The sequence below is a fragment of the Mycobacterium sp. SP-6446 genome (assembly GCF_001954045.1).
In the GTDB taxonomy this organism is placed as follows: Bacteria; Actinomycetota; Actinomycetes; order Mycobacteriales; family Mycobacteriaceae; genus Mycobacterium.
Window position 1 is genome coordinate 38,309 of sequence record NZ_MBEM01000009.1, and the last position, 20,910, is coordinate 59,218.

The following is a 20,910-nucleotide window of genomic DNA, read 5'->3' on the forward strand; positions in this document are numbered from 1 at the left end:
TTAGTGTCGGCAGCATGACGACTCGCCCGCCGATCCACCTTGGTTCTACGCAGGGCACCAGGGACGGTTCCCGAGAGCCGGTCCTGCTCCTGCACGGGTTCCTGATGTCGCAGACGGTGTGGGACGGGGTGGCGCCGCGGCTGGCCGACACCGGCCGCTACGAGGTGTTCGCCCCGACCATGGCCGGGCACAACGGCGGACCGTATGCGGGCACCTGGCTGCTGAGCTCGTCGGTGCTGGCCGACCACGTCGAGCGGCAGCTCGACGAACTCGGCTGGGACAACGCCCACATGGTGGGCAACTCGCTGGGCGGCTGGGTGGCGTTCGAACTCGAGCGGCGCGGGCGGGCGCGCAGCGTCACCGGCATCGGCGCCGCGGGGGGCTGGACGCGCTGGAGCCCGGTCAAGTTCGAGGTGATCAGCAAGTTCCTCTCGGGCATGCCGCTGCTGGTCCTGGCGCGATTGCTCGGTCAACGGACCCTGCAGCTGCCGTTCAGCCGCCGGCTGGCGACCCTGCCGCTGAGTGCGTCGCCGGACGGGGTCAGTGAACGCGAACTGTCCGGCGTCATCGACGACGCCGCCCATTGCCCGGCCTATTTCCAGCTGCTCTTCAAATCGCTGATGCAGCCGGGGTTGCTCGAGTTGGCCGAGACGGCGGTGCCCGTCCAGCTGGTGCTGTGCGAGAAGGACCGCGTGGTCCCGCCGCGCAGATTCAGCCGGCACTTCACCGACCACCTGCCCGAAGGAACGAAGATCACCAAGCTAGACGGCGTCGGGCACGTTCCGATGTTCGAGGCGCCCGAGCGGGTCACCCAGGTCATCTCCGAGTTCATCGACGAGTGCAGCCCGCCGCTGCGGGCGGCTGAAAACCCGCCGGCGAGTTAGTTAGCCAGTTCCTTTTCGAGGTTCTCGGCGATCGAGTTGAGGAAGTCCTCGCTGTTCTGCCACTCCTGCTCAGGGCCGATGAGGATGGCGAGGTCCTTGGTCATCTTGCCGCCCTCGACGGTGCCGATGACGACGTCCTCGAGCTTCTGGGCGAACTCGATCACCTCAGGCGTGTCGTCCAGCTTTCCGCGGTGCTGCAGCCCCCGCGTCCAGGCGAAGATCGAGGCGATCGGGTTGGTCGACGTCGGCTTGCCGGCCTGGTACTGGCGGAAATGCCTGGTGACCGTGCCGTGTGCGGCCTCCGCCTCGACCGTCTTGCCGTCCGCGGTCATCAGCACCGACGTCATCAACCCCAGGGATCCGTAGCCCTGCGCGACGGTGTCCGACTGGACGTCGCCGTCGTAGTTCTTGCACGCCCACACGTAGCCGCCCTCCCACTTGAGGCAGGCCGCGACCATGTCGTCGATCAGCCGGTGCTCGTAGGTCAGCCCTTCGGCCTCGAACTTGTCCTTGAATTCCTCTTCGTAGATGCGCTCGAACTCGTCCTTGAACATGCCGTCGTAGGCCTTCAGGATGGTGTTCTTCGTCGACAGATACACCGGCCACTTGGCGTTCAGGCCGTACGCGAAGGACGCGCGGGCGAAATCGCGGATGGATTCCTTGAAGTTGTACATCCCCATCACGACACCGCCGTCCTCGGGGATGGACACCATCTCGTGCACCATCGGCTCGCTGCCGTCGGCGGGCGTGAAAGTCAATGTCACTGTTCCGGGCTGGTCGACCTTGAAGTTGGTGGCCCGGTACTGATCACCGAAGGCGTGACGGCCGATGACGATTGGCTTGGTCCAGCCCGGAACCAGCCGTGGGACATTGGAGATCACGATCGGCTCTCGGAAAATGGTGCCGCCCAAGATGTTTCGGATCGTTCCGTTGGGCGACAGCCACATCTTCTTCAGGTTGAACTCCTGGACGCGCGCCTCGTCGGGGGTGATGGTCGCGCACTTGACGCCGACGCCGTGCTTCTTGATGGCATAGGCCGCGTCGATCGTCACCTGGTCGTCGGTGCGGTCGCGGTGCTCCATGCCCAGGTCGTAGTAGTCCAGGTTGATGTCGAGATGGGGCAGGATCAGCATGTCCTTGATGAGCTTCCAGATGACGCGGGTCATCTCGTCGCCGTCGAGCTCGACTACCGGGCCCTTGACCTTGATCTTGGATTCGCCTTTGGATTCGCCTGACATATCGAGTTCGACTTTCTTTTTGCCGCGTCCTTGCGGACCTAGCCTTGGGAGGCTTGCGAAGCGGCTAGCGCTTCGTTGAACGTTTTGCTCGGCCGCATCACTGCAGTCGTCTTCTCGGTGTCCGGGCGATAGTAGCCGCCGATGTCGACCGCCTCACCCTGCGCCTGCGCGAGCTCGGCCACGATGGCGTCCTCATTGCGGCTCAGCTCCTCGGCCAGCGCAGCGAAGTGCGCGCGCAATTCTTCGTCGTCGGATTGCGCGGCAAGTTGTTCGGCCCAGTACAGCGCCAAGTAGAACTGGCTGCCGCGGTTGTCGAGTTCGCCCGGCTTGCGCGACGGACTCTTGTCGTTGTCCAACAGCTTGCCGATCGCCGCGTCCAGCGTCTTGCCCAGTATCTTGGCGCGCTCGTTGCCGGTCTTGATACCGATGTCTTCGAAACACGCTCCCAGAGCGAGGAACTCACCGAGGGAATCCCAGCGCAGATGATTCTCCTCGACGAGTTGGTGGACGTGCTTGGGCGCCGAACCGCCCGCTCCGGTTTCATACATTCCGCCGCCGGACATCAGCGGCACGATGGACAGCATCTTGGCGCTGGTCCCGAGCTCCAGGATGGGGAACAGGTCGGTGAGGTAGTCGCGCAGGATGTTTCCGGTCGCGGCGATGGTGTCCTGCCCGCGCATCAGGCGCTCCAGCGTGTACCTCATGGCCCACACCTGCGGCATGATCTGGATCTGCAGGCCCTCGGTGTCGTGCTCCTTCAGGTAGGCCTTGACCTTCTTGCGCAGCTCGACCTCGTGCGGCCGTTCGGTGTCGAGCCAGAACACCACCGTCATGCCCGAGTTCCGGGCCCGCGTGACGGCCAGCTTGACCCAGTCGCGGATCGCTTCGTCGGTGACGATGGGCATCCGCCAGATGTCGCCTTCTTCCACGTTCTGGGTGAGCAGGACTTCCCCGGTGTCGAGGTCGACGATGTTGGCGACGCCGTCCTCGGGGATTTCGAACGTCTTGTCGTGCGAGCCGTACTCCTCGGCCTGCTGCGCCATCAGGCCGACGTTGGGCACGGTGCCCATCGTCGTCGGGTCGAACTGCCCGTGGGTTTTACAGAAGTTGATGATCTCCTGGTAGATGCGCGCGAAGGTCGACTCGGGGTTGACGGCCTTGGTGTCCTTCTGCCGCCCGTCGGCGCCCCACATCTTGCCGCCGGCGCGGATCATCGCCGGCATCGACGCGTCCACGATCACGTCGCTGGGCGAATGGAAGTTGGTGATGCCCTTGGCCGAATCGACCATCGCCAGCTCGGGACGGTGTTCGTGGCAGGCGTGTATGTCGCGGATGATCTCCTCGCGCAGCGACGCCGGCAACGACTCGATCTTGTCGTAGAGATCGACCAGTCCGTTGTTGACGTTGACGCCGAGTTCGTCGAACAGCGCCTGGTGCTTGGCGAATGCTTCCTTGTAGAAGACCTTCACGGCGTGGCCGAAGACGATCGGGTGGGAAACCTTCATCATGGTCGCCTTGACGTGGAGTGAGAACATCACGCCGGTTTCGTAGGCGTCCTGCATCTGCTCCTCGTAGAACTCGCAGAGCGCTTTCTTGCTCATGAACATGCTGTCGATGACGTCGCCGTCGCGCAGCTCGACTTTGGGTTTGAGCTCGAGGGTCTGCCCGCTTTTGGTTTCCAGCACCATCTTCACGTTGCGCGCGCGATCCAGCGTCATCGACTTCTCGCCGTGATAGAAGTCGCCGTGCCGCATGGTCGCGACGTGGGTGCGCGCCGCCGGCGAGAACTCACCCATGCTGTGCGGGTGCTTGCGCGCGTACTCCTTGACGGCCTTGGGCGCGCGTCGGTCCGAGTTGCCCTCACGCAGTACCGGGTTGACCGCGCTGCCAAGGCATTTGGCGTATCGCTCGCGAATTGCCTTGTCCTCGTCGGTCTTCGGACTCTGCGGAAAGTCCGGAATCTTGTACCCCTTGCCTTGCAGCTCCTTGATCGCGGCGACCAACTGGGGCACCGAGGCGCTGATGTTGGGCAACTTGATGATGTTGGTGTCGGGTCGCTTCGTCAGCGCGGCCAGTTCCGCCAGGTCGTCTGGCACCCGCTGCTCTTCGGTGAGGTAATCGGCGAACTCGGCAAGGATCCGGGCGGCCACGGAGATGTCACGCGTCTCGATCTTGATGCCCGCCGGCTCGGCGAACGTTCGCAAGATCGGCAGGAACGCGTAGGTCGCCAGCAGCGGCGCCTCGTCGGTCAGCGTGTAGATGACGGTCGGCTGTTCGGCGCACACGGTTGGTCCATCTCCCGGCGTTGGGTCAGATTGGGGTCAGATATGGATAGGGCTCGGCGTTCTGCTTGCCACGTTATCAAGGGGATTTGGACAGGTGTCGACCCGCAGGCCAGGCCGCACACCGCGGCACCGATGGCCCACCGATGGGCACCGCAGCGGCCCATTGGCGCCCGCTCCGCACAATAAGCTAGGCTTCGTATCGGTCATGAGCGCCAGCGACAAGCCCCGGCTTGCTGGCCGGCAACCCTCCAACCGCGGTGGGGTGCCCCGGGTGATGACCAGGTTGAGTAGCCACAACCGGCTATCCGGCAAGCGCGGGTCCGCCATGACGGGCCCCTGACTAGAGGGGAAGCTTTCCATGAGCGACGACACCGGTCCCGAGGCCGATCCGACTGCACATGGCTCGTCCGAAACCTGGTCGTTCGAGACGAAGCAGGTCCACGCCGGCCAGAGCCCCGACCCGGCGACCAGCGCCCGTGCCCTGCCGATTTACCAGACCACGTCCTACACCTTCAACGACACCAGCCACGCCGCCGCGCTGTTCGGGCTCGAGGTCCCGGGCAACATCTACACCCGCATCGGCAACCCCACCACCGACGTCGTCGAACAGCGCATCGCCGCGCTAGAGGGCGGCGTGGCCGCGCTCTTCCTGTCCTCGGGACAGGCCGCTGAGACGTTCGCCATATTGAACCTCGCGAGTGCCGGGGATCACATCGTCTCCAGCCCGCGGCTCTACGGCGGCACCTATAACCTCTTCCACTATTCGCTGCCGAAGCTGGGCATCGACGTCAGCTTCGTCGAGGATCCCGACGATCTGGATTCCTGGCAGGCGGCGGTGCGGCCGAACACCAAGGCGTTCTTCGGCGAAACCATCTCCAACCCGCAGATCGACATCCTGGACACCCCAGGGGTTTCCGGGGTGGCCCACGCCAACGGTGTACCGCTGATCGTCGACAACACCATCGCCACACCGTATTTGATTCAACCGCTGACGCAGGGTGCCGACATCGTCGTGCACTCGGCCACCAAATATCTGGGCGGGCACGGCGCGGCGATCGCCGGCGTCATCGTCGACGGCGGCACGTTCGACTGGACGCAGGGCCGCTTCCCCGGGTTCACCACACCCGATCCGAGTTACCACGGCGTGGTGTACGCCGAGCTGGGACCGCCGGCGTTTGCGGTCAAGGCCCGCGTGCAACTGCTGCGCGACTACGGGTCGGCGGCGGCGCCGTTCAACGCGTTCCTGGTGGCGCTGGGTCTGGAGACGCTGAGCCTGCGCGTGGAGCGCCACGTCGCCAATGCGCAACGCGTCGCCGAGTTCCTGGCCGCGCGTGACGATGTGCTGTCGGTCAACTACGCGGGGCTGCCCGGCTCGCCGTGGCATGAGCGCGCAAAGAAGCTGGCGCCCAAGGGAACCGGGGCCGTTCTGGCGTTCGAGCTGGCGGGCGGTGTCGAGGCCGGGAAAGCGTTCGTCAACGCGCTGCAACTGCACAGTCACGTCGCCAACATCGGCGACGTGCGCTCCCTGGTGATTCATCCCGCGTCGACCACGCACGCCCAGCTGAGCCCCGCCGAGCAGCTGAGCACCGGCGTCAGCCCGGGGCTGGTGCGGTTGGCCGTCGGCATCGAGGGCATCGACGACATCCTCGCCGACCTGGAGCTCGGCTTCGCCGCGGCGCGGAAATTCGGTGCGCCGGCGGCGGGGTCCGCTCAAGCCGGCGACCCGCAGACGGTGGCGGCGTTCTAAGGAACCCCGACGTGACGATTTTCGAAATTCCCACCCAAACGCTGCCCGCCGAAGGCGAAATCGGCCTGGTCGACATCGGTTCGCTCACCCTCGAGAACGGTGCGGTGCTCGACGACGTCTACATCGCCATCCAGCGCTGGGGTGAATTGTCGCCAACGCGTGACAACGTGGTGGTGGTACTGCACGCGCTCACCGGGGATTCGCACATCACCGGACCGGCCGGGCCCGGGCACCCCACGGCCGGATGGTGGGACGGCGTGGCCGGGCCGGGCGCCCCGATCGACACCAACCGGTGGTGCGCGGTGGCCACCAATGTGCTGGGCGGTTGCAGCGGCTCTACGGGTCCGAGTTCCCTTGCCAGGGACGGAAAGCCGTGGGGCTCGAGGTTTCCGCACATATCCGTACGCGATCAGGTGGAAGCGGACGTCGCGGCGCTGGCCGCGCTGGGTATCGAGCGGGTTGCCGCCGTCGTCGGCGGATCCATGGGCGGCGCAAGGGCTTTGGAATGGATAGTCGGCCACCCCGACGATGTTGGGGCCGGGCTCCTGCTGGCGGTCGGCGCGCGCGCCACCGCCAACCAGATCGGAACCCAGTCCACTCAGATCGCCGCCATCGAGACCGACCCGAATTGGCAGGGCGGCGATTATTACGACAGCGGGCGAACACCGGATGCCGGGCTGGCGATTGCCCGTCGCTTTGCGCACCTGACCTACCGGGGCGAGGTCGAGCTCGACACCCGGTTCGCCAACGGCGGCCAGGGCGATGAGGACCCACTGAACGGCGGCCGCTACGCGGTGCAGAGCTACCTGGAATACCAGGGCGACAAGCTGGTGGGCCGGTTCGACGCCGGCAGCTATGTGGTGCTGACCGAGGCGCTGAACAGCCACGACGTCGGCCGTGGCCGCGGCGGGGTGCGCGAGGCGCTGCGCGGGTGCCCGGTACCGGTGGTAGTCGGTGGCATCACGTCCGACCGGCTGTACCCGCTGCGGTTGCAGGAGGAACTGGCCGAGCTGCTGCCCGGCTGTGCCGGCCTGCAGGTGGTCGACTCTCCCTACGGGCACGACGGCTTCCTACTGGAATTCGAGGCGGTCAGCGACATGATCCGCAAGACCCTCGAACTGGCCCAGCGCGAATTGGCCCACAACGAATTGGCCCAGAACGAAAGCGCGTGACGGCAGCGTTGTGATGAACTCTGAGATGATGACGTCCGACATTTCACGCCAGACTCCCGCCCAGACGCTGCCCCCCGAAGGCGAAATCGGCCTGGTCGACATCGGCTCGCTGACGCTCGAAAGCGGTGCGGTGATCGACGATGTCCGGATAGCCGTCCAACGCTGGGGTGAATTGTCGCCAACACGTGACAACGTGGTGGTCGTGATGCACGCGCTCACCGGCGATTCGCACATCACGGGACCCGCCGGACCCGAGCATCCCACGGCCGGATGGTGGGACGGGGTGGCCGGGCCTGGTGCGCCGATCGACACCAACCGCTGGTGCGCGGTGGCCACGAATGTGCTGGGCGGTTGCCGTGGCTCCACCGGGCCGAGCTCGCTTGCCCCGGACGGAAAGCCGTGGGGCTCCAGGTTTCCACGGATTTCCGTGCGGGATCAGGTCGAGGCGGATGTCGCCGCGCTCGCCGCACTGGGTATCAAGCAGGTTGCCGCCGTCATCGGCGGATCGATGGGCGGCCTAAGGGCTTTGGAGTGGATGGTGAGCCGCCCGGACCAGGTCCGGGCCGCACTGCTGTTGGCGATGAGCGCCCGCAGCTCCGCTGACCTGATCGGTCATCTGGAGACCCAGATTTCGGTCATCAAGGGCGACCCCGACTGGCAGGGCGGCGACTACTACGACACCGGACGCAAGCCCGATTTCGGGATGTCCATCGCCCGTCGCTTCGCCCACCTGACCTACCGCGGCGAGGCCGAGCTCGACACCCGGTTCGCCAACGGCAGCCAGGGCGATGAGGACCCGTTGACCGGCGGCCGGTACGCGGTACAGAGCTATCTGGAGCACCAGGGCGACAAGCTGGTGGACCGGTTCGACGCCGGCACCTACGTGGCGCTCAGCGCGTCGTGCAGCAGCCACGACGTCGGCCGCGGCCGCGGTGGGGTGCGAAAAGCGCTGCGCGGGTGCCCGGTACCGGTCGTGGTCGGCGGCATCACCAGTGACCGGCTCTACCCACTGCGGTTGCAGGAGGAACTGGCCGAGCTGCTGCCGGGCTGCACCGGCCTGCATGTGCTCGAGTCCCCCTACGGCCACGATGGCTTCCTGATCGAAGCTGAGGCGGTCAACGACTTGATCCGCAAGACCCTGGAATTGGCCGGGAACGAAGGCGCGTGACAAAGGTGACCCGCCCCAGGCACGACCGCTCGCTGTCGTTTGGCTCCGCAGCTGCCGCCTATGAGCGTGGCCGTCCGTCGTATCCGCCCGAGGCGATCGACTGGTTGTTGCCGCGCGGCGCGCGCCACGTGCTCGACCTCGGTGCGGGTACCGGCAAGCTGACCACGCGCCTGGTGGAGCGCGGCCTGGACGTGGTGGCCGTGGATCCCATTCCGGACATGCTGGAGGTGCTGCGTAGTTCGCTGCCGGAGACTCGCGCCGTGCTGGGCACCGCCGAAGAGATTCCGTTGGAGGACAACAGCGTTGACGCGGTCCTGGTCGCCCAGGCGTGGCACTGGGTGAATCCCGAGCGCGCTATTCCGGAGGTGGCCCGGGTGCTGCGGCCGGGCGGCCGATTGGGCCTGGTGTGGAACACCCGTGACGAAAGGCTCGGCTGGGTACGCGAACTGGGCGAGATCATCGGCAGCGACGGCGACAGGGGCCGGTTCGACGTCGGGTTGCCCGCGCCGTTCGCCGAGTCGCAGCGCCATCAAGTCGAATGGACGAATTACCTTACCCCGCAAGCGCTGATCGACCTGGTGGCTTCGCGTAGTTACTGCATCACCTCCCCCACCGAGGTCCGCACCAGGACGCTCGACCAGGTGCGGGAGTTGCTCGCCACCCATCCGGCACTGGCGAATTCCACCGGCCTGGCGATGCCCTACGTCACCGTCTGCATCCGCGCGACGCTGGCCGAGTAGGGCCGAGTCAGCCCGCCGAACTTTGTTGCTCGAATTCATGTGACGGAGTCACAGAAACGTTAGGCTCTCGCGCAGGCTTCGGGTGCCTGACAATCAACGCAGTTTTGTACGGGGTTCGATATGCGCGTTCAGATTAGGGTGCTCGTCGTCGCGTCAGCGATTGGAGCGTCAGCCCTAGGCATTGCGTCAACCGTTGTCGCCGGCAGTCCGACGGCGGTCTTGGCCAGTTGTAGCAGCGGTTATTACCAAAACTCGGACGGGCAATGTATCCCTCGGCCATCGTCGGGTCTGCCCCCTGGCGGTGCCCCCGGCCTCGTAGGTGGTGGGCCACCTTCCGGCGCCACCGCGATCTGCCGCGATGGCGACTATTCATTCAGCACCCACCACACGGGCACATGCTCGGGCCACGGCGGCGTACGCCAATGGCTGACAAGCTGAGCAGTTACCACTCGTCATCGTCCTCGTCGTAGCGCAGCAGTTTCTCGGGGTGATGGAAGGTGTTGGTTCGCGGTTGGCCGCGATCCAAGTGCGTGGGCGGGATCCATTCGGTGTCGCCGTTGGCGCGTTTTCGCGTCGTCCAGCCGCCGGGTCGCAGCAGTCGGTGGTGGGGTCCACAGCCGAAGGTGAGGTCATTGACGTCGGTGGTGCGGCACTTCGCGTAATCGGTGACGTGGTGGACTTCGCTGTAGTACCCGGGCACGTCGCAGCCAGGCGCCGAGCAGCCGCGGTCCTTGGCGTACAACACAATCCGCTGGGCGGGGTTTGCGAGCCGTTTCGTGTGATAGAGCGCCAGGGCCTTGCCCTTGTCGAAGATCGCCAAGTAGTGCCGGGCATGCCGCGCCAGGCGGATCACGTCGCTCATGGGCAAGATGGTGCCGCCACCGGTGAGGCCCTTCCCGGCGGCGGCTTCCAGTTCGGCCAGGGTGGTGGTGACGACAATGGAGGCCGGTAACCCGTTGTGCTGACCGAGTTTTCCCGACGCGAGTAGAGCGCGCAGCGCGGCATTGAGCCCATCGTGGTTGCGCTGGCCCGCCGAGCGGGCGTCTTTGTCGATGGCCTCTTGCGGGGGCGGCCCATCCACCGTTGGGGCTTCATCGAGAGGATTGCACATCCCGGGTGCGGCGAGCTTGGCCAGCACCGCCTCCAGGGTGGCGCGGGCCTCCGGTGTCAGCCAGCCGCGCAGCTGCGACATTCCATCCGAGCCCTGGGTGCCCAGGGTCAGGCCGCGGCGCCGGGCTCGTTCCTCGTCGGTGTAGGTTCCGTCGGGGTTGAGGCAGTCGGCCAGCGTGTCGGCGAGCCCGGCCAGTTGTTCCGGACGAAACTGGCTGCCCTGCTTGGCCAATTGGGCTTCGGCCTGGTCGCGCGTGGAATCATCTATCCAGCCGGGCAGCTGGTGATAGAAGCGGCGGATCACCGCGACTTGCCCGGGGCCCAACGTCCCATCGCGCTGCCCGGCGGCGGCGCCCGGCAGCACAGGAGGGAGGGGTTCTCCCGTCAATGCTTGTCGGGGTCCCAGATCGGCGGCTTCGCGGATGCGCCGGGACGCCTCGGCGCGGCTGATCAGTGTCCACTCGGCCATCGCATGCGAGAGCTTGCCGCCCATCTCCTCCGGAGTGGCCTGGCGGCCAAGCTGATTGATCAGCGGATGCTCCACCGCCGGCAACCGGCGACGCACCCGTTCGCAGCGCTCCAAGAAACGGAAGCGTTCGGGCGTGGTCAGCGGATCGAAGTCCAGCGCGGCGACCACGTCGAGTGCGGCGTCCAACGCATCAAAAGCAGCCGTCATCGCCTCTCGGTCGACCACCCCGCCGGAATTCATAATGCGAAGCTATCCAAGCGCACCGACAAGAATCGTTAGTTTGTGACTACTGAAACCAAAGTGGCGCAAGAAATTTGAACGACGGTGGACCGACCGGAAGGCGTCAGAAGTTCAATCCGGAGAACATGATCCGGTTCGGGTCGTACTTCTGCCGGACGGTCGTCAGCCGCGACAGGTTCGGCCCGAAGTAGCGGGCCGCGGGGGTGTTGACCTCGAGGTAATTGACGTAGCCGCCAGCCGAAAACTGTTGCACCGCTTGGTGTGCGGAATTCAGCCACTGATTGGCTGCGGACACCTGACTTGCGGCCGGCTCCACGTACCATTGCAGCACCGCGGACTGCTGACGCCAGGGAAATGCGGTGTCTCCGGCGGCCACATCGCCCACCGCGCCGCCCAACGGGTCGACGAGCACCGACGCCTGCCCCGCCGAAGAGGGCCACTGCCCGATCGCGGTGGCAATGGCATGGGCCGCAGCCGAATCCACCGAACCGATGACGTCGGATCCGGCGACGAACCCACGCGGCGGAGGCGCCGAACTGCCGCCGGCCAGGAACATCACCAGATCCATGTGGCTCATCGTCTTGGTCTGCACCGCGGTGGGCGCCACGCCGACCGCCGATTTGATGGCATCGGCCACCCCGGATCCCGCGCCGGCCGGACAGGTCGCCAGGATATGGCACCTCGGAGTCGCGCCGATGGCGAGATCGACGATTCCGCCGGTGTTTCGGTCCGCGCCGGTCAGCCACGACTGCCAGCCGACGAGCACCTGAACGGCCGACGCCGGCGGGAAATCGAGCCGGACCACGTCGCTGTCGGCGGTAGCGAACGTTCCGAAGGTCATCGACGTGGTCACACCGAAATTGCCCCCGCCACCGCCACAAAGGGCCCAGAACAGATCCGGATGGTCACTAGCCGAGGCGGTGACCACATCGCCGCTCGGCAGCACCACGGTGGCGGACTTCAGCGCGTCACACGTCAGGCCCGCGTGCCGGGAATCGGCCCCAATCCCGCCGCCGAGCGCCAGCCCCGCGACGCCGACCGTCGGACAGCTCCCGGTGGGGATCGCCTGGCCGGCGGCGGCGCACGCCTGGTGGACCGCATAGAGATTCGTCGCCGGCGTCACCGTGACGTTGCCGCTACCGCCGTCGAAGTTCGCTCCCCCCGGTAGCCCGCGCAGGTCGAGCACCATCGTGTCGGTGGCGCTGGACGCGCCGACATACGAATGCCCTCCCCCACGCGGCGCGACCCTCAGGTTGTGCGCCGTGGCGAACGACAACGCCTTCTGCACATCGGCTTGCGACGAGACCCTCACCACCGCAGCGGGATTGGAGTTGTCGTAGAACGAATTGAAGATTTGCTTGCCCGTCACGAACTGAGTTCCGTTGGCGGGCAACAGGACAGCACCGCCGATCGACGAGGCCAGACCGTCCCACCCGGGGTCCGGGTCGGCCGCCGCACGCGTGCCGCCGAACACCGCCCCGTTCAACAACGCTCCGACGGCGCCGCGGAGCAAAGCCTGACGGGAGATCACGGGGTCAGACGGACGGCTGCGATTCGTCGTCATGCCAGATTCTGGACCATTTCGCCCCGAAAGTCGGGCGTCGACGCGCGTGTCGGCGCGTGCCGACCTACAGCCGCTCCAATAACCGAAGTCTCGCGCACGTCGCGTTCACGAAACGCATAGTGTGCAAACCTTTATCTCCCCGTGTTGTAAATGTGACAGTAGTAGACCAAAGTTTCCAAAGTGATTTGAGTGCCATGAGCGCACTCGGGACGGATGGGGAAGCTGTTGAAGGCTCTGGCACGAACTCAGGACTGGCTGTGGGTGTTTCGCCGTCAGCCCCTGACGATCCGCCTGCTGGCGGCGACGGCCGCCCTGCTCACGATGGCCGCGGCCTTTTCGGCGCCCGCCGAGGCCGACCCGGGGACCGACGACGCCTTCATCGACGCGCTGAACCACGCCGGCGTCGACTTCGGCCAACCCGGCAACGCGATGGCTGTCGGCGAATCCATCTGCCCGATGCTCGCCCAGCCGGGCGGGAGCATGGCCGCGGCCGTGCAGCGCGTGCGGGGCGCCGGCCTATCGCCGGGAATGGCCCAGATGTTCACCACGATCGCGATACAGACGTACTGCCCGACCGAAATGGCAAACATAGCCAACGGCAACCTATCTGGTGTGCCGCAGGTCCCGGGCATGCCGGGGGGGATGCCGGGCATGCCGGGAGGGATGCCGGGTGTGCCTGGGGGCATGCCCGGCATCCCAGGCAACTACACGCCGGGGATCTAACGCGTCCCCAGCGGATCGATGGTCGACGCGATGTAGATCATCGCGGCCCCGACCATCGCGGTCGTCATGAAGTCGGTGCCCTTGCTGCGCACCACCAGCAGGCCGGCACGGTCTTCGGACAACACCAGCCGCAGCGCCGCCGCGGCCCCGACGCCGATGCCGATCAGCAGCGAACCGCGGCGCCAGAAGTTGGCCCCGACCAACACCAAAGCCGCGGCGAAAATCAGCCCGACCGACAGAATCGGCCATTGCGCCCGCAGGACGGTCCTGGCGGTCATCGCCGCTCGGCCAGCTCGACGACGTTGGTCAGCAGGAACGCCCGAGTCAGCGGGCCGATGCCGCCGGGATTCGGAGACACGTGACCGGCGACGTCCCACACGTCCGGATGCACGTCACCGACGAGCTTGCCGTCCACCCGGCTGACGCCGACGTCGAGCACCGCGGCACCGGGCCGCACCATGTCGGCGGTCAGCAGGTGCGGCACTCCCACGGCGGCCACGATGATGTCCGCCTGCTTGGTCAACGCGGGCAAGTCGCGAGTTGCGGTGTGGCACAACGTCACCGTGGCGTTCTCGGAGCGACGGGTCAGCAGCAGGCCCAGCGGGCGGCCAACCGTGACACCCCGGCCGATGACGACCACGTGCGCCCCGGCGATCTCGACGTCGTAGCGGCGCAACAAATGCACGATGCCGCGCGGGGTGCACGGCAGCGGCGCGGACTTGTTCAGTACCAGCCGGCCCAGGTTGGTCGGGTGCAGCCCGTCGGCGTCCTTGTCGGGGTCGACGCGCTCCAGCGCCGCGTTCTCGTCGAGGTGCTTGGGCAGCGGCAACTGCACGATGTAACCGGTGCAATCGGGGTTGCCGTTCAACTCGTCGATCGTCTCGTCGAGCACGGCCGCGCTGATGTCGGCGGGCAGGTCGCGGCGGATCGAGTTGATGCCCACCTTGGCGCAATCGGCGTGCTTACCGCGGACGTAGGCCTGTGAGCCCGGGTCGTCCCCGACCAGGATGGTACCCAGCCCGGGCGTGCGACCCGCGGCGCTCAACTCGGCGACGCGCTTCTTCAGGTCTACGAAGATCTCGTCACGGGTGGCCTTGCCGTCCAGCGTGATTGCGCCCACGCCTGACAGTGTTCCATGGCCAAGGTTTACGCTGCCCACATGCCCGAGACCCCAGACGTGTTCTCGCCGGCCAAGCTGGGCCCGGTCACGCTCCGCAACCGGATCATCAAGGCCGCGACGTTCGAGGCGCGCACACCCGGCGCGCTGGTGAGCGACGACTTGATCGAATACCACCGGCTGCCGGCCGCCGGCGGGGTGGGCATGACCACCGTCGCGTATTGCGCCGTCTCGCCCGGCGGCCGCACCGAGGGCAACGGCCTATGGATGCGCCCCGAGGCGGTGCCGGGACTGCGGCGGCTGACCGATGCGATCCACGCCGAGGGCGCGGCGGTGAGCGCGCAGATCGGCCACGCCGGCCCGGTGGCCAACGCCCGCTCCAACAAGGCCACCGCCCTGGCGCCGGTGCGGTTCTTCAACCCGATCGGGATGCGGTTCGCGAAGAAGGCAACCCGCGAGGACATCGACGACGTCATCGAAGGGCACGCCAACGCCGCGCGCCTGGCCATCGAGGCGGGCTTCGACGCGGTCGAAATCCATTTGGGTCACAACTATTTGGCAAGCGCATTCCTGTCGCCGCTGATCAACCGCCGCGACGACGAGTTCGGTGGATCGCTGGAGAACCGGGCGAAGCTGGCCCGCGGCATGGTGATGGCTGTCCGGCGCGCGGTGGAAAAAGAGGGGACCCCGATCGCGGTGACCGCGAAGCTCAACATGGCCGACGGTGTGCGCGGCGGCATCAGCACCGAGGAATCGCTGACCACCGCCAAATGGCTGCAGGACGACGGCGGGCTGGACGCAATCGAACTCACCGCCGGCAGCTCGCTGGTCAACCCGATGTATCTGTTTCACGGCGACGCACCGGTCAAGGAGTTCGCCGGCGCCTTCAAGCCGCCGCTGCGCTGGGGCATCCGCATGACGGGAAAGAAATTCCTTCGCGAGTATCCCTACCGCGAGGCCTATCTCTTGCGCCACGCCAAGCTGTTCCGCGCCGAGCTGACGATGCCGCTGATCCTGCTCGGTGGCATCACCAACCGGGAAACGATGGACCTGGCGATGGCGGAGGGATTCCAATTCGTCGCGATGGCCCGGGCGCTGCTGGCCGAGCCGGACCTGGTCAATCGGATCGCGGCCGACGGCGCCGCGCACGGCGTGCACTCGGCGTGCACGCACTGCAATCGCTGCATGCCCACGGTCTACAGCCGGACGCACTGCGTGGTTACCGGGGCGCCTGACATTGCAGGCTGACGGCAGTTGCACCAGCTAGAGTTGTGGCGATGACCGCCGCACCCCCGCCAGCGCTAACCGTTCGACACGATGGGTCGGAACGGACTTTCGCGGCGGGCCATGACGTGGTGGTCGGTCGCGATCTCCGCGCCGACATGCGCATCACACACCCGTTGATTTCGCGTGCCCATCTACTACTGCGCTTCGACCAGGGCAGGTGGCTGGCGATCGACAACGGTTCGCTCAATGGGACTTTCGTCAACGGCCGCCGGGTGCCGGTGGTCGACATCCACGACGGCCAGACCGTCAACATCGGCAATCCCGACGGGCCGCAGCTGACCTTCGAAATCGGTCACTACCAAGGGATGGCGGGTCGCCCGCCCCGCACCGAGTCGATGGGCATCCCGGTGGCGGCGCACGCGGGAACGGCGTGGCCGCCCTCGCCGGCCCCGGGTCAGCCGGGCCCTCCACCCGCGCCGCCCGGCCCGCCGGGCCGCCCGCCGAACCGCGCCGCGCCCCCGTTGCGTCGACCGCATCCGGGCCCACCGCCGGGGCCACCACCGGCCCGGCCGACCGCGTTTCCGCCCGGCGCGCCGCCACCGCCACCCAGCTTCCCGCCGCCGCAGATGCCGAGTGTGGGATCCGCGGCGTCGGCGCCGGCCGCGCCGCACACCGAGATATCACGCACCGCCCCCAAGCAACCGGAGGTGGGCAACCTCGCGACGAAGATGTTCCAGGCGCTGATGCCGTCTCGGTCCGGGGCGATACAGAAGCCGGTCGGCTCGATCACGATCGGCCGTGCCACCGACAACGACGTCGTCATCCAGGACGTGCTGGCGTCACGCCATCACGCGTTCCTGACTCAGACGCCGCTGGGCACCGAAATCCGCGACGCGCACAGCGTCAACGGGACCTTCGTCAACGGTGTGCGGGTCGGGTCTGCGGTGCTCACCGAAGGAGACGTGGTCACCATCGGCAACGTCGACCTGGTGTTCACCCGCGACACCCTGGTCCGGCGCACCGAAGCGGCGACGCGCACCGGCGGCCTGGAGGTGAACTCGGTCTGCTTCACCGTCGACCACGGCAAGCAACTTCTGGACCACATCTCGCTGACCGCCCGGCCCGGGACGCTCACCGCCATCATCGGTGGTTCCGGCGCCGGCAAGACGACCCTGTCGCGGCTGATCGTCGGCTACACCACCCCGACGTCGGGCTCGGTGACCTTCGAGGGTCACAACATCCATACCGAATATGCGTCCATGCGCAGCAGGATCGGGATGGTCCCGCAGGACGACGTGGTGCACCGCCAGCTGACCGTCAACCAGGCCCTTGGCTACGCCGCCGAGCTGCGCCTGCCGCCCGACACCAGCAAAGAGGAACGTGCCCAGGTCGTCGCTCAGGTGCTCGAGGAACTCGAGCTGACCAAACACGCAGACACCCGGGTCGACAAGCTCTCCGGCGGCCAGCGCAAACGCGCCTCGGTGGCGCTGGAGCTACTGACCCAACCATCGCTGCTGCTCCTGGACGAGCCGACGTCCGGGCTGGACCCGGCGCTGGACCGTCAGGTCATGCTGATGCTGCGTCAGCTCGCCGACGCCGGCCGCGTGGTGTTGGTGGTCACCCACTCCGTGTCCTATCTCGACGTCTGCGATCAGATCCTGCTGGTCGCGCCCGGCGGTAAGACCGCGTTCTGCGGGCCGCCCGACCAGGTCGAGGCGGCCATGGGGACCCGCAACTGGGCCGACATCTTCGCCAAGGTGGGCGCCGATCCCGACGAGGCCAACCGCCGATTCAAGGAACGCAACCAGCCGTCGTCGCAGGCGCCGGCTCCCGAGAGCCCGGCGGATCTGGGCGAACCACCCCAAACCGACCTGTGGCGGCAGCTATCGACGATCGCCCGCCGTCAGGTTCGCCTCGTCGTGTCCGACCGCGGTTACACGATCTTCCTGGCGATCTTGCCGTTCCTCATCGGCGCGTTGTCGCTGACCGTGAAAGGTCCAAAACCCGGCCTCGGCCCCGCCGACCCGCTGGGTCTCGCGCCCACTCAGCCGCAGTACATCATGGTGCTGTTGAACATCGGCGCCGTCTTCATGGGCACCGCGCTGACCATCCGCGACCTCATCGGCGAGCGCGCCATCTTCCGCCGGGAGCAGGCCGTCGGCCTGTCCACCACGGCGTATCTGCTGGCCAAGATCGTGGTGTTCTGCGTCTTCGCGACCGCGCAGGCAGCGATCGCAACGTTCATCGTGCGGCTGGGCAAGGGCGCACCGACCGCAGACCCGCCCTTCTTTGGCAACTCGACGTTCTCGCTTTTCGTCACCGTCGCGGGCACCTGTGTTGCTTCGGCGATGCTCGGCCTGCTGCTGTCGTCGCTGGCGCAGTCCAACGAGCAGATCATGCCGCTGCTCGTGGTGTCGATCATGTCGCAGCTGGTGTTGTCCGGCGGGATGATCCCGGTCTACCAACGCGTCGGTCTCGAGCAGCTCGCATGGCTGACACCCGCCCGCTGGGGCTACGCCGGGGGTGCGTCCTCGATCGACTTTCCGTCACTGGTGAAGGTCAAACAGATCCCGACCAACGACCCGGTCTGGCAGCACTCCAAACACATTCTGCTGTTCGACATGGCGATGCTCGCACTGTTGAGCGTGCTCTACAGCGCCATCGTGTGGTGGAAGATCCGGCTCAAGCGGCACTGATCACCCAATGAATCGCCCTGCGCAGCCCGTGCTGACCGTTCGGTCCAACCGATCCCAGGGCAGCTTCGCCCCGGGCGGTGACGTGGTGGTCGGCAGCGACCTGCGCGCCGACCTGCGAGTGGCTCATCCGCTGGTCGCCCGCGCGCACGTGCTGTTGCGCTTCGACCAGGGCCGCTGGGTGGCGGTCGACAACAACTCGCTCAACGGTGTGTTCGTCAACGGCCAGCGCGTGCCCACCGTCGACATCCAGGACGGGCAGAGCATCAACATAGGCAAGCCCGACGGGCCGCGGATCACCTTCGAGGTCGGACATCACCGGGGCAGCGTCGGCTCGCTACCGCGGACGACGCAGGTGATCCCGACGATCGCGCCACCCGAGGGGCCGCCGTCGGGTGCCATACGCAGCCCGGCGTCGCGCTCGCAGCCCGTGTCCCGCCAATCACCGGCCCAGGCACCGGTCGCGCGCCGCTACCAGCCCGGCGCGCCGCAGCCGGTGCCGATCGTCGCGCCCAAAGCACAAACCCACCAGGTGCCGCCGCCTACGGCCGGACCCGGGCCCGACGCCCCGACCAGAACGATCAAACCCCTGGGGCCCGAATCGGGGGCGGCACCCGTCGCCGGCGCCGCCCGGATCGGCCGCGCGATCGACAACGACATCGTCATCCACGACGTGCTGGCGTCGCGCTATCACGCCTTCCTGGCCCCGACGCCGATCGGCACCGAGATCCGCGACGCCAACAGCATCAACGGGACGTTCGTCAACGGGCTCCGGGTCGGGTCCGCGCTGCTGTCCGAGGGCGACGTCGTCACCATCGGCAACGTCGACCTGGTCTTCACCGGCGGCGTCCTGCTGCGCCGCCAGGAAGCGGCGACGCGCACCGGCGGCCTGGAGGTCCGACACGTCGACTTCAGCGTCGACGGCAAGAGCCTGCTCGAGAAGATCTCGCTGACCGCCAGGCCCGGCACCCTGACCGCCATCATCGGCGGATCCGGGGCCGGCAAGAGCACGCTGTCGCGGCTGATCGCCGGGTACGCCACCCCCACAACCGGCACCGTCACGTTCGAGGGCCACAACATCCACACCGCCTACGCGACGCTGCGCACCAGGATCGGGATGGTGCCCCAAGACGACGTCGTGCACCGCCAGCTGACCGTCAACCAGGCGCTCGGCTACGCCGCCGAGCTGCGCCTGCCGCCGGACACCAGCAAGGCCGACCGCGAAGAGGTCGTCGCGCAGGTCCTCGACGAGCTGGGGCTGACGCAGCACGCGGACACCCGGGTCGACAAGCTCTCCGGCGGCCAGCGCAAACGCGCGTCGGTCGCGCTCGAGCTGCTCACCGGGCCGTCGCTGCTGATCCTCGACGAACCGACCTCGGGCCTTGACCCCGCGCTGGACCTGCAAGTCATGACGATGCTGCGGCAACTGGCCGACGCCGGCCGCGTGGTGCTGGTGGTCACCCACTCGCTGACGTATCTGGACATCTGCGATCAGGTGCTGCTGATGGCCCCCGGCGGCAAAACCGCGTTCCTGGGCGCACCCGACCAGATCGGCGAGGTCATGGGGACCACCAACTGGGCCCACATTTTCGCGAAGGTGGGTGCCGACCCGGACGAGGCCAATCGCCGGTTCCTCGCCCAGAACAAACCCCCGCCGCCGCCGGAAGCCGAAGCGCCCGCGGCCGAACTCGGCGACTCGGCACACACCAGCGTGCGCCGTCAGTTCTCCACGATCGCGCGGCGCCAGGTTCGCCTGATCGTGTCCGACCGTGCGTATTTCGTGTTCCTGGCGCTGTTGCCGTTCGTCATGGGTGCGCTGTCGCTGACCGTTCCCGGCGACACCGGTTTCGGCATCGCCGACCCGACGAGCGCCTCCGCCGGCGAGGCCGCGACGATCTTGATGCTGCTGACCATGGCCGCCGCCTTCATGGGTACCGCGCTGACGCTGCGCGACCTCATCGGCGAGCGCGCCATCTTCCGGCGAGAGCAGGCGGTCGGTCTGTCGACCGGGGCCTATCTGGGCGCCAAGGTCGTCGTGTTCTGCGTGTTCGCCATCGTCCAGGCGGTGATCGCGACCACCATCGTGATAGTGGGCAAGGGCGCGCCGACGCGGCCGGCCGTGCTGCTCGGCAATGCCACCTTCGAGTTGTACGTCACCGTCGCGGCGACCTGTGTGGCCTCGGCGATGCTCGGCCTGCTGCTGTCGTCGCTGGCCCGCTCGAATGAGCAGATCATGCCGCTGCTCGTGGTGTCGTTGATGATGCAGATGGTGCTCTCCGGCGGCATGGTTCCGATCACGAACCGGATCTTTCTCGATCAGCTGTCCTGGGTGGTGCCCTCCCGGTGGGGGTACGCGGCGTCGGGATCGACGGTGGATTTGTGGACGGTGGCCCCCGGTCCGCAGAGTCCCCGCGACCGTCACTTCCAGCACACGTCCGGCACCTGGCTCTTCGACATGGCCATGCTCGCGGCGTTGTCGGTGTTCTATACCGGCGTCGTGTGGTGGCGCATGCGGCTCAAGCGATAGCGGCTC

The 20,910-nt window shown here is 67.1% G+C and carries 16 protein-coding genes and 1 riboswitch; of the genes, 10 read left to right on the forward strand and 6 right to left on the reverse strand.

Features of this window, described 5'->3' with window-relative positions; all coding sequences use genetic code 11:
- The first annotated feature begins 83 nt into the window (after positions 1-83).
- Complete coding sequence (locus tag A5736_RS01020; RefSeq protein ID WP_076122240.1) at positions 84-884, forward strand: alpha/beta fold hydrolase; 801 nt, start codon at positions 84-86, stop codon at positions 882-884.
- Here A5736_RS01020 and A5736_RS01025 read toward each other — a convergent pair.
- Together A5736_RS01025 and A5736_RS01030 are read right to left on the reverse strand one after the other, a co-directional pair.
- Positions 881-2,122: an NADP-dependent isocitrate dehydrogenase gene (locus tag A5736_RS01025; protein WP_076244015.1), complete on the reverse strand. Its 1,242-nt coding sequence runs from the start codon at positions 2,120-2,122 to the stop codon at positions 881-883. The two genes, A5736_RS01020 and A5736_RS01025, sit on opposite strands and share 4 nt — an antisense overlap.
- 38 nt (positions 2,123-2,160) lie before the next feature.
- A complete protein-coding gene (locus A5736_RS01030; RefSeq protein ID WP_076244017.1) occupies positions 2,161-4,407 on the reverse strand; it encodes an NADP-dependent isocitrate dehydrogenase in 2,247 nt (748 codons plus the stop codon).
- A 201-nt stretch (positions 4,408-4,608) separates the two neighbouring features.
- A riboswitch (SAM riboswitch) is annotated at positions 4,609-4,728 on the forward strand.
- Positions 4,729-4,765: 37 nt separating this feature from the next.
- Here A5736_RS01030 and A5736_RS01035 point away from each other — a divergent pair.
- The 5 genes from A5736_RS01035 (at position 4,766) to A5736_RS01055 (ending at position 9,672) form a co-directional block, all read left to right on the forward strand.
- Positions 4,766-6,154, forward strand: coding sequence for a bifunctional o-acetylhomoserine/o-acetylserine sulfhydrylase (locus A5736_RS01035; RefSeq protein WP_076244024.1), 1,389 nt, complete (start codon positions 4,766-4,768; stop codon positions 6,152-6,154).
- An 11-nt stretch (positions 6,155-6,165) separates the two neighbouring features.
- Entirely contained in the window at positions 6,166-7,326 is a 1,161-nt protein-coding gene (locus A5736_RS01040) for a homoserine O-acetyltransferase (protein ID WP_076244026.1), read from the forward strand.
- A 28-nt stretch (positions 7,327-7,354) separates the two neighbouring features.
- Complete coding sequence (locus A5736_RS01045; protein ID WP_371328346.1) at positions 7,355-8,494, forward strand: homoserine O-acetyltransferase; 1,140 nt, start codon at positions 7,355-7,357, stop codon at positions 8,492-8,494.
- 5 nt (positions 8,495-8,499) lie between these two features.
- On the forward strand, positions 8,500-9,234 hold the full coding sequence (locus tag A5736_RS01050) for a class I SAM-dependent methyltransferase (RefSeq protein ID WP_076244053.1): 735 nt from the start codon (positions 8,500-8,502) through the stop codon (positions 9,232-9,234).
- A 120-nt stretch (positions 9,235-9,354) separates the two neighbouring features.
- Positions 9,355-9,672 (forward strand): DUF3761 domain-containing protein, encoded by a 318-nt coding sequence (locus A5736_RS01055; protein ID WP_076122200.1) that lies wholly within the window; start codon positions 9,355-9,357, stop codon positions 9,670-9,672.
- A gap of 4 nt (positions 9,673-9,676) precedes the next feature.
- Here the strand turns inward: A5736_RS01055 and A5736_RS01060 are convergent, their stop codons facing one another.
- A complete protein-coding gene (locus A5736_RS01060) occupies positions 9,677-11,053 on the reverse strand; it encodes an HNH endonuclease signature motif containing protein (protein WP_076244027.1) in 1,377 nt (458 codons plus the stop codon).
- Between the two features lie 103 nt (positions 11,054-11,156).
- A complete protein-coding gene (locus A5736_RS01065) occupies positions 11,157-12,617 on the reverse strand; it encodes an FAD-binding oxidoreductase (RefSeq protein WP_076244029.1) in 1,461 nt (486 codons plus the stop codon).
- Positions 12,618-12,842: 225 nt separating this feature from the next.
- On the opposite strand from A5736_RS01065, the gene A5736_RS01070 reads away from it, so the two are divergent.
- Entirely contained in the window at positions 12,843-13,340 is a 498-nt protein-coding gene (locus A5736_RS01070; protein WP_175611151.1) for a DUF732 domain-containing protein, read from the forward strand.
- Here the strand turns inward: A5736_RS01070 and A5736_RS01075 are convergent.
- Both A5736_RS01075 and A5736_RS01080 read right to left on the reverse strand, forming a co-directional pair.
- Complete coding sequence (locus tag A5736_RS01075) at positions 13,337-13,618, reverse strand: DUF3017 domain-containing protein (RefSeq protein ID WP_076122197.1); 282 nt, start codon at positions 13,616-13,618, stop codon at positions 13,337-13,339. The genes A5736_RS01070 and A5736_RS01075 overlap by 4 nt on opposite strands.
- On the reverse strand, positions 13,615-14,460 hold the full coding sequence (locus A5736_RS01080; protein ID WP_076122196.1) for a bifunctional methylenetetrahydrofolate dehydrogenase/methenyltetrahydrofolate cyclohydrolase: 846 nt from the start codon (positions 14,458-14,460) through the stop codon (positions 13,615-13,617). Before A5736_RS01080 ends, A5736_RS01075 begins: the two co-directional genes overlap by 4 nt.
- 39 nt (positions 14,461-14,499) lie before the next feature.
- On the opposite strand from A5736_RS01080, the gene A5736_RS01085 reads away from it, so the two are divergent.
- Genes A5736_RS01085 through A5736_RS01095 form a run of 3 tightly spaced genes read left to right on the forward strand, consistent with a single transcriptional unit; the run spans position 14,500 to position 20,904 of the window.
- Positions 14,500-15,705, forward strand: a complete 1,206-nt coding sequence (locus tag A5736_RS01085) for an NADH:flavin oxidoreductase (protein WP_076244055.1) — start codon at positions 14,500-14,502, stop codon at positions 15,703-15,705.
- Between the two features lie 29 nt (positions 15,706-15,734).
- A complete protein-coding gene (locus A5736_RS01090; protein WP_076122235.1) occupies positions 15,735-18,380 on the forward strand; it encodes an FHA domain-containing protein in 2,646 nt (881 codons plus the stop codon).
- 7 nt (positions 18,381-18,387) lie between these two features.
- Positions 18,388-20,904 (forward strand): ATP-binding cassette domain-containing protein, encoded by a 2,517-nt coding sequence (locus A5736_RS01095; protein WP_076244030.1) that lies wholly within the window; start codon positions 18,388-18,390, stop codon positions 20,902-20,904.
- Positions 20,905-20,910 lie beyond the last annotated feature (6 nt).

What these genes read in the sequence shown, in the direction of transcription:
- A5736_RS01025 (WP_076244015.1), bottom strand. Translation starts at nt 2,122, where the DNA reads ATGTCAGGCGAATCCAAAGGCGAATCCAAGATCAAGGTCAAGGGCCCG.
- A5736_RS01035 (WP_076244024.1), top strand. Translation starts at nt 4,766, where the DNA reads ATGAGCGACGACACCGGTCCCGAGGCCGATCCGACTGCACATGGCTCG.
- A5736_RS01045 (WP_371328346.1), top strand. Translation starts at nt 7,355, where the DNA reads ATGACGTCCGACATTTCACGCCAGACTCCCGCCCAGACGCTGCCCCCC.
- A5736_RS01055 (WP_076122200.1), top strand. Translation starts at nt 9,355, where the DNA reads ATGCGCGTTCAGATTAGGGTGCTCGTCGTCGCGTCAGCGATTGGAGCG.
- A5736_RS01060 (WP_076244027.1), bottom strand. Translation starts at nt 11,053, where the DNA reads ATGAATTCCGGCGGGGTGGTCGACCGAGAGGCGATGACGGCTGCTTTT.
- A5736_RS01065 (WP_076244029.1), bottom strand. Translation starts at nt 12,617, where the DNA reads ATGACGACGAATCGCAGCCGTCCGTCTGACCCCGTGATCTCCCGTCAG.
- A5736_RS01075 (WP_076122197.1), bottom strand. Translation starts at nt 13,618, where the DNA reads ATGACCGCCAGGACCGTCCTGCGGGCGCAATGGCCGATTCTGTCGGTC.
- A5736_RS01085 (WP_076244055.1), top strand. Translation starts at nt 14,500, where the DNA reads ATGCCCGAGACCCCAGACGTGTTCTCGCCGGCCAAGCTGGGCCCGGTC.
- A5736_RS01090 (WP_076122235.1), top strand. Translation starts at nt 15,735, where the DNA reads ATGACCGCCGCACCCCCGCCAGCGCTAACCGTTCGACACGATGGGTCG.
- A5736_RS01095 (WP_076244030.1), top strand. Translation starts at nt 18,388, where the DNA reads ATGAATCGCCCTGCGCAGCCCGTGCTGACCGTTCGGTCCAACCGATCC.